This is a genomic window from Streptomyces auratus (genome assembly GCF_050433025.1).
In the GTDB taxonomy this organism is placed as follows: Bacteria; Actinomycetota; Actinomycetes; order Streptomycetales; family Streptomycetaceae; genus Streptomyces; species Streptomyces sioyaensis.
Window position 1 is genome coordinate 1,633,382 of record NZ_JBNGCB010000001.1, and the last position, 13,318, is coordinate 1,646,699.

At 73.1% G+C, this 13,318-nt stretch carries 13 protein-coding genes; 4 read left to right on the plus strand and 9 right to left on the minus strand.

Translation table 11 applies throughout. The features are described from left to right. Positions 1-131: 131 nt before the first annotated feature. The 4 genes from mshC to BKA18_RS06970 form a co-directional block, all read right to left on the minus strand. A complete protein-coding gene (gene mshC / locus BKA18_RS06955; protein WP_366047805.1) occupies positions 132-1,361 on the minus strand; it encodes a cysteine--1-D-myo-inosityl 2-amino-2-deoxy-alpha-D-glucopyranoside ligase in 1,230 nt (409 codons plus the stop codon). A 145-nt stretch (positions 1,362-1,506) separates the two neighbouring features. After that, a complete protein-coding gene (locus tag BKA18_RS06960; protein ID WP_366047806.1) occupies positions 1,507-2,388 on the minus strand; it encodes an SCO1664 family protein in 882 nt (293 codons plus the stop codon). 5 nt (positions 2,389-2,393) lie between these two features. Next, positions 2,394-2,984: a DUF3090 domain-containing protein gene (locus BKA18_RS06965; protein WP_366047897.1), complete on the minus strand. Its 591-nt coding sequence runs from the start codon at positions 2,982-2,984 to the stop codon at positions 2,394-2,396. 120 nt (positions 2,985-3,104) lie between these two features. Then, the gene (locus BKA18_RS06970) at positions 3,105-3,803 is read right to left on the minus strand and encodes a histidine phosphatase family protein (RefSeq protein ID WP_366047807.1); all 699 of its coding nucleotides are present in this window, start codon (positions 3,801-3,803) and stop codon (positions 3,105-3,107) included. Between the two features lie 59 nt (positions 3,804-3,862). Between BKA18_RS06970 and corA the strand changes: the two genes are divergently transcribed. Continuing rightward, positions 3,863-4,858, plus strand: a complete 996-nt coding sequence (corA, locus tag BKA18_RS06975) for a magnesium/cobalt transporter CorA (RefSeq protein ID WP_366047808.1) — start codon at positions 3,863-3,865, stop codon at positions 4,856-4,858. A gap of 36 nt (positions 4,859-4,894) precedes the next feature. On the opposite strand, the gene BKA18_RS06980 is transcribed toward corA, so the two are convergent. Next, positions 4,895-5,683 carry a ferritin family protein gene (locus tag BKA18_RS06980; protein ID WP_366047809.1) on the minus strand — a complete coding sequence of 263 codons (789 nt, stop codon included), beginning with the start codon at positions 5,681-5,683 and terminating at the stop codon, positions 4,895-4,897. A 283-nt stretch (positions 5,684-5,966) separates the two neighbouring features. Further along, the gene (locus tag BKA18_RS06985) at positions 5,967-7,022 is read right to left on the minus strand and encodes an LLM class F420-dependent oxidoreductase (RefSeq protein ID WP_366047810.1); all 1,056 of its coding nucleotides are present in this window, start codon (positions 7,020-7,022) and stop codon (positions 5,967-5,969) included. A gap of 127 nt (positions 7,023-7,149) precedes the next feature. On the opposite strand from BKA18_RS06985, the gene BKA18_RS06990 reads away from it, so the two are divergent. Next, entirely contained in the window at positions 7,150-8,133 is a 984-nt protein-coding gene (locus BKA18_RS06990) for an aldo/keto reductase (protein ID WP_366047811.1), read from the plus strand. Beyond that, complete coding sequence (locus tag BKA18_RS06995; protein WP_429638212.1) at positions 8,130-10,883, plus strand: helix-hairpin-helix domain-containing protein; 2,754 nt, start codon at positions 8,130-8,132, stop codon at positions 10,881-10,883. The genes BKA18_RS06990 and BKA18_RS06995 overlap by 4 nt, the downstream gene beginning before the upstream one ends. 115 nt (positions 10,884-10,998) lie before the next feature. Here the strand turns inward: BKA18_RS06995 and BKA18_RS07000 are convergent, their stop codons facing one another. Further along, the gene (locus BKA18_RS07000; protein ID WP_129280788.1) at positions 10,999-11,679 is read right to left on the minus strand and encodes a hypothetical protein; all 681 of its coding nucleotides are present in this window, start codon (positions 11,677-11,679) and stop codon (positions 10,999-11,001) included. 47 nt (positions 11,680-11,726) lie between these two features. Between BKA18_RS07000 and BKA18_RS07005 the strand changes: the two genes are divergently transcribed. Beyond that, positions 11,727-11,915, plus strand: a complete 189-nt coding sequence (locus BKA18_RS07005; RefSeq protein ID WP_006607658.1) for a DUF5703 family protein — start codon at positions 11,727-11,729, stop codon at positions 11,913-11,915. Positions 11,916-12,002: 87 nt separating this feature from the next. Here the strand turns inward: BKA18_RS07005 and BKA18_RS07010 are convergent, their stop codons facing one another. Both BKA18_RS07010 and BKA18_RS07015 read right to left on the minus strand, forming a co-directional pair. Next, entirely contained in the window at positions 12,003-12,824 is an 822-nt protein-coding gene (locus BKA18_RS07010; RefSeq protein WP_366047812.1) for a chaplin, read from the minus strand. A gap of 173 nt (positions 12,825-12,997) precedes the next feature. Further along, the gene (locus BKA18_RS07015) at positions 12,998-13,231 is read right to left on the minus strand and encodes a chaplin (protein ID WP_235450712.1); all 234 of its coding nucleotides are present in this window, start codon (positions 13,229-13,231) and stop codon (positions 12,998-13,000) included. Positions 13,232-13,318: the final 87 nt, after the last annotated feature.

The window sequence follows — 13,318 nt, forward strand, 5'->3', positions numbered from 1 at the left end:
TCTAGTCCGCCCGCGGGGCGCGCCACCATGGACTCTTGCGGCGGGCTGCTGGATTTCCGGGCGCGCCGCACGTGAGCGGGGGCGCTTTCGCCGGCCGGCGAAAGCGCCCCCGAGGATGGAGCGGACGGGTGTTACAGGGCCACGCCGAGGAGCGCGTCGACCGCACGGGAGACGAGGCCGGGTGCGCCCTCGTCCGTGCCGCCGTCGGCCTGCTGGGCGGCGGCCCAGCGGTCCACGGCCGCCAGCGCGGCCGGGGAGTCCAGGTCGTCGGCGAGCGCCGTACGGATCTCCTCGACCAGGGCGTCGGCGGACGGGCCGTCGGGACGGGAGACGGCGGCACGCCAGCGCGCCAGCCGCTCCACGGCCTGCTCCAGCACGGCGTCGGTCCACTCCCAGTCGGCGCGGTAGTGGTGGGCGAGCAGCGCCAGACGGATCGCGGCCGGGTCGGTGCCCTCGCGCCGCACCGTGGAGACGAAGACGAGGTTGCCCTTGGACTTGGACATCTTCTGGCCGTGCAGGGCCACCATCCCGGCGTGCACATACGCCTTGGCGAACGGATACTCGCCGGTGAGCGCCTGGGCGTGCGAGGCGCCCATCTCGTGGTGCGGGAAGGCGAGATCGGAGCCGCCGCCCTGCACGTCGAAGCCCATGCCGAGGTGGTCCAGGGCGATGGCGACGCACTCGATGTGCCAGCCGGGCCGGCCGCGGCCCAGCGAGCCGCCGTCCCAGCTCGGTTCGCCGTCCCGCGCGGCCATCCACAGCATCGGGTCGAGCGGGCTCTTCTTGCCTTCCCGCTCCGGGTCGCCGCCGCGCTCGGCGGACAGCAGCCGCATCGCGTCGGCGTCCAGTCCGGAGACCTCACCGAAGTGGGCGTCCGACTCGACGGAGAAGTAGATGTCGCCGTCCAGCTCGTAGGCGGCGCCGGCGTCACGCAGCCGCTCCACCAGCGGGACGATGCCGGGTATCGCCTCGACCGCGCCGATGTAGTGGCGGGGCGGCAGCATCCGCAGGGCCGTCATGTCCTCGCGGAAGAGGGCGGTCTCGCGCTCGGCGAGCGCCGTCCAGTCGTCGCCGGTGGCCACGGCCCGCTCCAGCAGCGGATCGTCGACATCGGTGACGTTCTGCACGTAGTGAACCTGGCGCTTCGTGTCGAGCCACACGCGCTGAACCAGGTCGAACGCGTTGTAGGTCGCCGCGTGCCCCATGTGGGTGGCGTCGTACGGCGTGATGCCGCAGACGTAGATGCGGGCGACGGGACCGGGGGCGAGGGTCACTCGTCCGCCGGTCGCGGTGTCGTGGATCCTCAGGTCGCGGCCCTGGCCAGGCAGGGCGGGGACCTCAGAAGCGGGCCATGCATGCATGCCATGAGCGTAACCGGACGGAAGTTCCGCATACGAACCGGACCAGGACTCTCGGCCGGAAAGGCGGTCTTGTGTTCGACGGACGGACGTGCAAGGGGGCGGTCCGGCGTCACCGCCCGGTGGCCTCACGAGTCAGACGGGCGGATCAGACGGGCGGCCAGGGGATGGCGGGCCAGTCACCGCTCGGCTCCGGGTGCCGGCCGCTGCGCAGCAGCCCGGCCACCCGCGCGCGCAGCGCCGCGGCCTCGTGCTCCGTGATCAGCTCGGCCAGTCGGGCGGCGAGCGGCCGGTCGGCCGCCAGCGCCGCGTCCAGCTCCCGCAGGGCCGCGAGCGCCTCCTCGGTCAGCGGCTCCCCCGCCCACCCCCACAGCAGCGTGCGCAGCTTGTCCTCGGCATGGAACGTCACGCCGTGGTCGATGGCGAAGAACTCCCCGCCGGCGCCGGGCAACAGATGTCCGCCCTTGCGGTCACCGTTGTTGATCACCGCGTCGAGCACCGCGAGCCGCCGCAGCCGCGGATCGTCGGCGTGCACCAGCAGCGCCGTGCGGCCCTCGCCGGTCTGCGCGAAGCCGACCGCCTTCCATCCCGGCCCCGGCTCCTCGTCCTCGACCAGTGCGAGCAGCTCGGGCACCTCGTCGGCGCTCTCCGGCGGCTCGATCCACTCCTGGACCATGCCGGTCCCGTACGGGCCGTCCCGCAGCACCGTCGGGGGAATCAGGTCCCAGCCGCAGGCCCGGGAGATCTCGTACGCGGCCACCTCACGCTGGGCGAGCGTGCCGTCGGGGAAGTCCCACAGCGGGCGCTCGCCGGCGACCGGCTTGTAGACACAGGCGGCGCTGGTGCCGTCGTACGCGACCGTGCAGTAGAGCACGGCGTTGGACGCCTCCTGGATGCGGCCGCGTACGGTCAGCTCCCCCTCGGCGAGGAGGACGTCGCGCGGGTCCGGGACGGGTGTCGGGGCCGACGGCACCTCCTGCGGAGCGGCGGGACCGGGCAGCGGGGCGGCCGGGCGGGCGGCGGGCTCCATGGCGCTCAGGCTTCCCGCCGGTATCCGTTCTGGCGCGGGCATACGTGTCCCTCCGGGTCGAGCGGCAGGCTGCACAGCGGGCACGGCGGGCGGCCGGCGTTGACGACCTCCAGCGCCCGCTTGGCGAATGCCCTGGCCATGGTTCCGGTGAGGCGGACCCGCAGCATCGGCGGGCCGTTCTCGTCGTCCTGGAGCAGCCGCTCCTCGGCGTCGGCGAGGTCCTCGTCGCTGTCCGCGTCCAGCTCGACCAGGGCCTGGGCCTCGACGATCATCCGCTCGTCCTCGCCGTCCCAGGCCAGCGCCATCGTGCCGACCCGGAACTCCTCTTCGACCGGTGACTCCAGCGGGGCGGTGTCGGCCAGCTCGGCGGGCGAGACCGCGGGCACCGGCGCGTTGCCGCCGCTGCGCCGTACGACCTCGTCCAGCAGCTCGTCGATCCGCTCGGCGAGGGCTGCGACCTGGGTCTTCTCCAGGGCGACGCTGGTCGTGCGGCCGGCCGCGGTGGCCTGGAGGTAGAAGCTACGGCGGCCAGGCAGCCCGACCGTACCGGCCACGAAGCGGTCCGGCGCGTCGTAGAAGAACACCTGACGGGACAACGTCCTGCTCCGATTGCTCGACTGCGGGGTCACTGCGGTCGCTGCACGTCCTGCGGTCACTGCGCGGATCGCAGGGGCGTGGCGGGCAGCGCCGTCGCACCACCCTACTGCGCCGACTGATCACGCTGCTCCCGCACCACCGCCGACGGCCGCGTCCCGGTCGGCCGCCGCGGCGCCGCCTTCCTCCCGGAGCGCGAGCGAGCCGAAATCACCGGTGTCCCCGAGCCGTACGAGGTAGGGGCGCAGCCGCGTGTAGCGGATCGCGGTGACCGAACAGGGCTCCACGGAGATCCGCTGGAACAGGTCGAGGTGCATGCCCAGGGCGTCGGCGACCAGCGCCTTGATGATGTCGCCGTGCGCACACATGGCGTAGGTCGCCTCGGGGCCGTGCGCCTCCTCGATCCGGGCGTTCCAGTCGCGTACCGCGTCCACCGCCCGCGCCTGCATCGCCCGCAGCGACTCGCCGCCGGGGAAGGCCGCCGCGGACGGGTGCCGCTGGACGACCTCCATCAGCGGCTCGTCGCTCAGCTCGGCGAGTTTGCGGCCCGACCAGTCGCCGTAGTCGCATTCGTTGATCCGGTCCTCGATGTGCAGGGTGAGCCACGGCCGGGCGTCCAGCAGCGGTCGCATGGTCTCCCGGCAGCGCTGCAGCGGGCTGGAGACGACGGCGGTCAGCGGCACCTGGGCGAGGCGGGCGGGCAGCGCGGCGGACTGGGCGGCGCCGCGCTCGTCGAGGGCGACTCCGGGCGCGCGCCCGGCGAGCACCCCGGCGGTGTTGGCGGTGGAGCGGCCGTGCCGCAGCAGGATCAGCGTGGGCATGACCGCCAGCCTACGTTCCGCGGTCGCCTTTCTGGCAGGTGGCCGGGCGAGGGGCGAGAATGCCAGGTGTGATCGTGGACTGCGCCATCTACCGGGAAGGCCGTCGCAACGAGTGCGCGACGGACTTCTCCGATGCCCTGCATGCGGCGCGGACCGAGGGACATTCCTTCCTGTGGCTGGGGATGTACGAGCCGACGGAGGAGGAGTTCGCGCTCGTCAGGTCCGAGTTCGCGCTGCATCCGCTGGCGGTCGAGGACGCCCTCAAGGCACACCAGCGGCCCAAGCTGGAGGTCTACGACGATTCCCTGTTCATGGTGCTGAAGCCGGTCACCTACGACGACCGGGCGGACACGGTGACCGCGTCGGAGCTGATGGTCTTCGTCGGCGACTCGTTCGTGGTGACCGTCCGCCACGGAGAGGCCAGCCCCCTGGCCGCGGTGCGGCACCGGCTGGAGGAGCACCCGGAGATCCTGCGGCACGGCCCGGGGGCGGTGCTGTACGCGGTCAGCGACGCGGTCGTGGACCACTACATCGAGGTGGCGGCCGAACTCCAGGTGGATCTGGAGGAGTTGGAGGCGGAAGTGTTCGCTCCGGTGCGCGGCCAGGACACCCGGAACACCGCTGCCGAGATCTATGCGTTCAAGCGCGAGGTGCTCGAATTCCGCCGGGCGACCGGCCCGTTGGCGGAGCCGATGGCCCGGCTGCAGAACCCCGGGGTGCCGTTCGTGCACGACCACGCCCGCCCGTTCTTCCGCGATGTCGAGGACCATCTCACTCGCGCCAACGAATCGGTGGAGGGCCTGGACCGGCTGCTCTCGGACATTCTCTCCGCCCATCTCGCGCAGATGGGCGTACGGCAGAACGACGACATGCGCAAGATCTCCGCCTGGGCGGCGCTGGCAGCCGTCCCCACGCTGATCGCCGGCATCTACGGCATGAACTTCAATGACATGCCGGAGCTGAAGTGGCACCTGGGGTATCCGGTGATCCTGTTGCTGATGGCCGTCATCGAGGTGTCGCTGTACCGGCTGTTCAAGCGCCGCGGCTGGCTGTGACACAGAGGGGGCCGTGGGCCGGTACGGGCCGAAGGCTCAGGCGAACTCCGGCGCCGAGGCGGCCGGACCACCCAGCGCATCGCGCCGCTCGGGCATCTGGAGGCTGACCATCCGGCGCCAGCCGCCCAGCCGCTCATAGCCGTACATCGCCCGGATCCCGGTGGCGAGCGCGGCGGATTTCGCCTTCGGCCACTTCAGGATGCGGCCCATGTGGTCCATCACGGCCAGGCTGACGTCCCGGTAGATGACGATCTCGGCGCGGGCGCACTCGTGCAGGATCCGCTGAATGGTCCGGCCGTGCCCGGCGCCGGCCAGCCGCAGCAGCTCCTCGTGGCAGTAGGCGAGGTGGTTCTCCTCGTCATGGCAGATCATCCGGATCGCCTTGCCCACCTCGGGGTGGTCGCCGAAGTGCCGGGTGAGCATCTCCATCTGGTCGGCGGCGCGCTGTTCGGTGACCCGGCTGTGGGCGAGGTAGGTGATGATGTCGAGCTCGGTGAGCGGCTGGTTGCGGCGCAGCTTGTCGTGCGCCAGACCGATGCCGTGCCGCTCCAGCAGGGCGGTGTAGTCGGTCTCGTCGGGGACCGTGGTGGGTGTCAGGCCGCGCCGGCGCATCAGGGCGTGGAAGATCCGGCCGTGTTTGTCCTCGTCGGCGCCGTGCCGGCTGACCTTGGGCGCCAGCGCGCGCATGGTTACCGGGAGCAGCGCGGCGATCCGGCCGTTCTCCCAGCCGCCCTGGGCCTCACCGCTCGCCGCGATGGAACAGAACAGTCGGTAGGAGTCGTCGTTGTCGACGATCTCCTGGAACAGGCTTCGGGCCGAGAACATCTGCGCCACCTCCGAACGGACACACCCGCAAAGAACGAGTCAAGTGGGGTGTCCCGTGGGCGGCAACCGCAGTCGCGGCCCCATGAGCCGTTCGGGCGGCAGCTGCCCTCGTGGCGGGCGTAACCAGCCTGCCCGCCACCGCGTTGTGCAGCGCGACGGCCGTGGCGGGGAGGTTCCCCCGAGCCCCCACCACGGCCGCTGCGTATGTCCGGTCCGCGTCATGGCGCCGGACCGTGACGGGACGGGCCGGACGGGCCCGCGCGAGACCGGCGCTCCTGCGGGACTACGCCAGTCCGGCGCGCTCCAGGGCCTCGGTGCCCGCCCGCAGCGACGCCAGCCGGTCCTCCAGGCCGAAGCCCGCCGGGGCCAGGTTCAGGGTGGTCACGCCCGCCGCCGCGTAGGCCTGCATCCGCTCCGCGATCCGCTCGACGGAACCGAGCAGCGTGGTCTGGTCGATCAGCTTCTCCGGGATCGCGGCGGCGGCGCCCTCCTTGTCGCCGGACAGGTACTTCTCCTGGATCGCGGCGGCTTCCTTCCCGTAACCCATGCGTTGAGCGAGCTGGTTGTAGAAGTTCTGCTTGGGGCTGCCCATGCCGCCGACGTAGAGCGCGGTGTACGGGCGGAACATGTCGGCCAGGGCGCTGACGTCCTTGTCCGCGCCGACGGCCAGCGGCAGCGTAGGACAGACGTCGAAGCCGTCCAGCGTCTTGCCCGCCTTCTCGCGGCCGGCCCGGAGGTGCGAAATCGCGGTCTCCTCCAGGTGGTCGGCCGAGGGGAAGATCAGCAGCGCGCCGTCGGCGATCTCACCGGTCTGCTGGAGGTTCTTGGGGCCGATCGCGGCGATGTAGAGCGGGATGTGCTCGCGCTGCGGGTGCACGGTGAGCTTCAGCGGCTTGCCGGGGCCACCGGGCAGCGGCAGGGTCCAGTGCTCGCCCTCGTAGGACAGCCGCTCGCGGGTCATGGCCCTGCGGACGATGTCCACGTACTCGCGGGTGCGGGCCAGCGGCTTGTCGAACTTGACGCCGTACCAGCCCTCGGAGACCTGCGGCCCCGAAACGCCCAGGCCGAGCCGGAAGCGGCCGCCGGAGAGCGAGTCCAGGGTCGCGGCCGTCATCGCGGTCATGGCGGGCGCCCGCGCCGGGATCTGGAAGATCGCCGAACCGATGTCGATGCGCTCGGTCTGGGCGGCGACCCAGGAGAGCACCGTGGCGGCGTCGGAGCCATAGGCCTCGGCGGCCCAGCAGACGGAGTATCCGAGGCGGTCGGCCTCCTGCGCCACCGCGAGATTGTCGGAGTCCATCCCGGCGCCCCAGTAGCCGAGGTTGATGCCAAGCCTCATGCCGCTCCCCTTACCGATCGGTAACGTCGCTGTTCCGGGGACTGTAGCGCGCGCTCGCGCCGGCCGTCATCGGCGGGTTGTCCACAGGTCCCCTGATCCTCGCGCGCGGCCAGTAATCTCAAGGCTCATGGAGCAAAGGCACCTCGGCCGTACGGGCCTGCGCGTGACCCGCCTCGGGCTCGGCACCCTGAACTGGGCCCGCGACACGGACGAGCAGGAAGCCGCCGACCAGCTCAAGGCGTTCTGGGAGGCCGGCGGCACCCTCGTGGACACCGCCGACATCTACGCCGACGGCGGTGCCGAATACCTCCTGGGCCGGCTGATGGAAGAGCTCGTGCCGCGCGCCGATCTGGTGATTGCGACCAAGGCCGGCAGCGTCCTGGAGGCGGACCGCCGTGTCGACTGCTCCCGGCGCCATCTCCTCGCCGCCCTGGACGCGTCCCTGGAGCGGCTGGGCACGGACTTCGTCGACCTCTGGCAGCTGCACGCGTTCGATCCGCACACGCCGCTGGAGGAGACCCTGGCGGCCCTCGACCTCGCCGTCAGCAGCGGCCGGGCGCGCTATGTGGGGGTGTCGAACTTCTCCGGCTGGCAGCTCGCCAAGGCCGGCACCTGGCAGCTCGCGGTGCCCGGTGGCCGCCATCGCCTGGCGAGCACACAGATGGAGTACTCCCTGCTCCAGCGCGGCGTGGAGCGGGAGGTGCTGCCCGCGGCGCTGGATCTCGGCATCGGCCTGCTGCCGTCGTCGCCGCTGGGCCGCGGTGTGCTGACCGCCAAGTACCGCCGTGGGACCCCGGCCGATTCGCGCGGCGGCTCGGATCACATGGCGCCGTTCGTCGCACCGTATCTCGACGAGACGGCCGGCCGGGTCGTGGACGCGGTCGCCACCGCCGCCGACGGACTGGCCGTCACCCCGCTCCAGGTCGCGCTCTCCTGGGTCCGCGACCGTCCCGGAGTGACCGCGCCGATCCTCGGCGCCCGCACAGCACAGCAGCTCAGCGCGGCATTGTCAGTGGAGGCCCTTAGTCTTCCTGACGAGATCCGCCGGGCGCTGGACGATGTATCGGCTCCGGTGCACCACTACCCCGATCAGGACTGGAGCACGCTGTGAGTACCGACCGCCTCGCCGGCGACACCCCGCCCGAGCAGGAGGCCGCGCCCGGGACTGCGGATGCCCGGACGCCCGCCGCCGCGCCGGCGCCGGGCGGGAACACGGAGGCTGCGGGGGCCGCAGCGACTCCGCGCGGAGAAGCCGCGGCTCCTGGGGAGGCCGTGGCGTCCGATGACGACACGACGGCTCCGGGGAACGGCCCCGCGGCAGCGGCTCCGGGAGACGCCACCGCAGCAGCGGCTCCGGGGAACGCCACCGCGGCAGAGGACGGCAGGACGCCCGCGCGGGGCGCTGCCGCGCCGGGCGAGGACGCGGCAGCGAGCGCTCCGGAAGCCGCGGCGCCGGGCTCGCAGGCCCCTACGGCACCGGCCGGTGCGGCGCGGGACACCGCGGCGTCCGGATCGGCCCAGGCGACCGCCGCGGCGCTGGCCGCGGCGGTGCGGGCCGTGGAGAGCGGCGAGCGCTCGGCCGCCTCGTTCTTCAACGCCCCGCGCCCCGCCAAGCCGGCCGCGCCCGCCGGCCGGCCCACCCAGGGCGCCCCGTCGCCCGGCAGTCCTGCACCCCAGGACCGCCCGGCCGGCCCGGCCCCGGAACCGGCCCGGCAGCAGCCCGCCCCCGAGGCAGGCGGCCCGGCCCGTCCTCCCGTCGTGGACCGCGACACCACGGGCCCGGCCTCCGGGGCAGCGGCCCCCACCAGCCCCGCAGCGGCTCCCGGCCCGGGGGCGTACGCCCCCGGAGCCGAAGGCGTCCGCCAGGTCCTCGCCGCGGGCGGTGCCCCCGAGGCGCTGGCGGACCGGGCCGCCGAAGTGCTCGGGGAGCGGGCCGCCGAGGCGCTGCGCGAGGACCCCTGGCAGCTGCTCGCCGTGCCCGGCATCCGCCCCGAGCAGGCCGACGGATTCGCCCGCGCACTGCTCGGCCCCGCCTGCGGGCCGGGCGACGAGCGGCGCGCACAGGCGCTGGTCGGCTGGCTGCTGGAGCAGGCCGCCGTCGCGGGGCACTCCGCCCTGGAGGCCTCCGCGTTGCGTGCGGCGCTCGCCCAGCGCGCGGTGCCCGATCCCGATGACGCCCTGCAGACCGCCATCGCGGATGGCGCCGTGCTGGTCTTCCAGGACGCCATCGAGGAACCGGGCAGGCCACGTCCCGTCACGGACGAGGACGGCGAGGAAGCGCAGCCGGTCCGGATCCTGCTCGGCCTGGACCGGTTCGCGATGGCCGAGGAGAGCGTCGCCGACGGGCTGGCGCGGCTGCTGAACACCTTCGAAGCGGCAGCCGGGCCGGAGGACCACCCTGCGGACGGCCCGGCTCCGGACGAGGACGCCACGGCTGACGACGCCACCGAGGCAGAACCGGCACCGGCAACCGACGAGGGGCGCCCGGCCGCTGAGACCGACACCACCCCGGCTGCCGACACCGACAAGGGCACCGAGGCCGGGGCGGAGGCCGGCCGTCCCGCCGGCCACGCGGACGGCACCACCGACCACACCACCGACCACACCACCGTCGCCCGCCCCGCCCGTCCCTCCTCCGCCGAGTGGGAGGCCGCGGCGGCCGCCGCGCCATCGCCCTCCGCCGCGGAGCTCATCCGCACCGCCGCCCACAGCGGCCTGGTGGCTCACACGGGCGCCGAGGCGGCCCGCGCCGAACCGGCTGCGCTGCTCGCCGCGGCCCGCTCGCTCGGCCTGCGGGCCTTCGGCGCCACGCACACCGAGAACGGCCGCCGGCGCCTGGCCACGGACCTCACCGAGTGCGCGCCCGGCGACACGGCCATCGGCACAGCCGCCGTCACCGTGTCCGCCCTGCTGTCCGGGCAGCAGGGGCCCGGCCGGGACGCGGACGGCGCCCTCGCGCTCGATCTGCTGGTGGTGCTGGACGCCCCGCAACTGGATCTGGAGACCGCCGCGCTGCTCGTCGAGTCGCTGCCCGACGGGACCCGGCTGGTGCTCAGCGGCGACCCGGGCGTCCTGTGGTCGGCCGGCCCCGGCCGGCTGTTCGCCGATCTGCTCGCGGCCCGCTTCTGCCCCCAGGTCGCCTCCCGTACCCCGGACTTCGGCCCGATCGGCGAGCTGGTGTCCGGCATCGGCATCGGCGAGCTGAGCCAGGTCGAAGCGCCCGGCAAGGAGGTGGTGATCGTCCCGGTGCGGGATGCCAAGGAGGCGGTGCACCGCACCGTCCAGCTGGTCGCGGACTCCGTGCCCCGGGCGCTGGGCGTCCCCGCGGACCGGACCCAGGTCATCACGGTCGGCCACGGCGGCGCGGCCGGCACCCGCGCGCTGAACGCCGCCCTCAAGGAGCGGCTCAACCCCGGCCCCGGCCGCTTCGGCGGCTTCGACCCCGGCGACCGGGTGGCCTACGCCCCCGCCCCCGGCCGTACGGTGCCCGGCACGGTCACCGGCGCGGATGCGGCCGGGCTGCGGCTCGACTGCGACGGCGCCGCGGTCGTGGTACCGCGCGAGCAGGTCGGTGCGGGAGCCGTACGCCACGGCTGGGCGCTCACCGCACATCAGGCGGCCGGGATGCGCTGGCCCGCCGCGGTGGTCGTGCTCCCCGGGGATGCCGCCGGCGGCCTGACCCGCGCCTGGGTCTATACCGCCTTCAGCCGCGGCGAGCGCCATCTGTCGGTGGTCCAGGGTGTCGACCAGGCCCTGCCCCGGGCGGTCGCCGAGGTACCCGTCAAGGAGCGCACCACCCGGCTGCGCACCCTGCTCCAGCAGAGCGTGCAGACCACGCAGGAGCCGTCGACGGCCGACTGAGCCCGGCCCCCCGTACGCCCGCTGTCCCGGCCGTCGGCAGGATTCTGCCGACGGCCGGGACAGCATCGTATCGGGGTCGGGGTGCGGCGCCACGGCAGCGAACCCCGACCCGGACTCACCGCTCGTGGTCGAGCGGCTCCATCAGATCGTCGTCGCCGAGTTCCTCGTCGAAGACCGCGCTGACGTCGAAGCGGCAGACGACCCGCTGGGGATCCGCCTGGTCGAAGGGGGCGGACAGCCACTCCCCCGGCTCGGCCGGGTCGTCGCCGGCCGCCACCCACAGGGTGGAATCGCCCTCCTCCAGGCCGAACTCCTTGTGCCGGGAGGCGATCTCGTCCGGTTCGAACTCGCCGAACAGCACACCGAGCGCGGCGTGCACGCTGGTGCCGACGACCGCGGCGGCGTCGGCACCCCCGCCCCGACCTGCAGCCTCGTCGGCGGCGTCCGGATCAAGATCGGCGATGCGCTGTGCCTGGTGCAGCAGCCGCTGCGGTTCGGCGACGGTGTAGTCGCGCCGGATCAGCACGCTCAGCGCGCTTGGCTCCTCCGGGCCCGCATAGGCGGGCAGCGCGTCGCTCCCGGGGATCTCGAAGGGGGTGACCTCGTCGTAGGTGTCGTACAGCAGCTCGTCATAGACCTCAGCCGCCGCGGCGAGCTCGTCGAACGCGGCGTAGACAGCCGGATCATCCTGCCCCGAGCGGCGTTCGACCGCGTCGAGGTGACGGTCCAGCGCGGCTTTGACCGCCTCGGCGGCGGCACGTACCTCGGCAGCGGAAGGCTGCGCAGCATCAGACATAGTGCAGACGCTATCCGTACCGGGGCCGGTCCCGCACAATAGATGCGATGCCGGAATACGAATTCTGCGATGTGTATGTGCCCCGGGGAGTGTCCCGGAAGGCCGCCACACGCCTGCTGACCGACCATGCCGAGTACGGACACTGGGAGTTGGACCGCCTGCGGCTGAATCCCGACGGGAGCCGCAAGGTACGGCTGCGCCGCCGGATCATCCGGCAGCTCCGCGCCACCTGGTGACCGCCACCGGCGGGTGAGGACAGCAGAGCGGGCCCCGCCGAGGCGGGGCCCGCTCCGTCGTGCGCCCGGTGCGCTATCCGTGGCCGGTCACCGGCGAGCGGCGCGCGCCCGACGGTAGAGCACGGCGCCCCCGAGCAGCAGCCCGGCGCTGGCCGGCACCGCGTACCCGATCGACCCCGCGCCGGTGTGCGCGAGGTGCCCGACGGGCTTGGCGGGCTTGGCGGGCGTCACATGCGGGCCGTGACCCCCGGTCGACGGGTGGGTACCCGGCGTGTGCGGGGTGTGCTGGCCCGGGGTGTGCGGCGTCGTCGGGTGCTCCGGCGTGCCCGGGTGATGGGGCGTGCTCGGGTGCTCCGGCGTGCCGGGGTGGTGCGGCTTCCCCGGGTGGTGCGGCTTCCCCGGGTGGTGCGGCTTGCCCGGGTGGTGGGGCCTGCCGGGGTGCTGCGGCACGCCCGGGCCGGTCGGCGTCTCATTGGCGCAGTGGTTGCCGAAGGCCGGGTTCAGCAGCCCGCCTCCGGAGACCTGGTTGCCGCAGGCGTTGACCGGAACGTCGACCGGGGCCTGGACATTGTTGCCCGACACCACGCCCGGCGAGTTCGACGCCTGGCCTGCCGCGCCCGCCCCGCCGCCGCCACCGTGGTGGTGGGCGCCGTGATGGACGCCACCGCCGCCATTGGCGCACCGGTTGCCGAACGCGGGGTTGAGCAACCCGACGACATTGACGGTGTTGCCGCAGGCGTTCACCGGTACATGGACCGGGACCTGAACACTGTTGCCGGATCCCACACCGGGCGAGTTGGCCGCGCCTCCGGCGGCTCCCGCGTCGGCGTGTGCATAGCCGGCTGCCAGGGCGAGTACGCCACCGGCGGCCGCCGCGGTGATCAGGCCCTTTCGTGCGACCTGTCTCATAGATTGTTCCCCTGCCTAGTGCCTTACAGGAATACGGACGAGTGGCGATCCTCGAAAAGATTCACCCGTCCGCCTAAATCCTCAGCGGCTCCGGAATACGGGAAACGCCTTCCGGAACTGGACTGAGTCCGACCCTTACGGGTGCAAGTACAACGCCAAAGGACGTCGGAAAGTCACTTGTTGACGCAGTTCTCGCCGAAGGAGGGGTTCATCAGGCCGACCACGGAGACCGTGTTGCCGCAGGCGTTCACCGGAACGTGCACCGGCACCTGGACGGTGTTGCCGGACACCACACCAGGGGAGTTCACAGCCGCACCCTGCGCACCCGAGTCCGCAACGGCCAGGCCCGCCCCGGCGAGCACGACACCACCGGCCAGTGCCGCAGCAGCGGCGACCTTCTTGATCATTATTCCTCCTTGTAGGCAATACGATCCCAGCCGCGGACCGCACACACTGCAACGAAGAAAAGGCCGTTGAAGCTACGAACACATCGG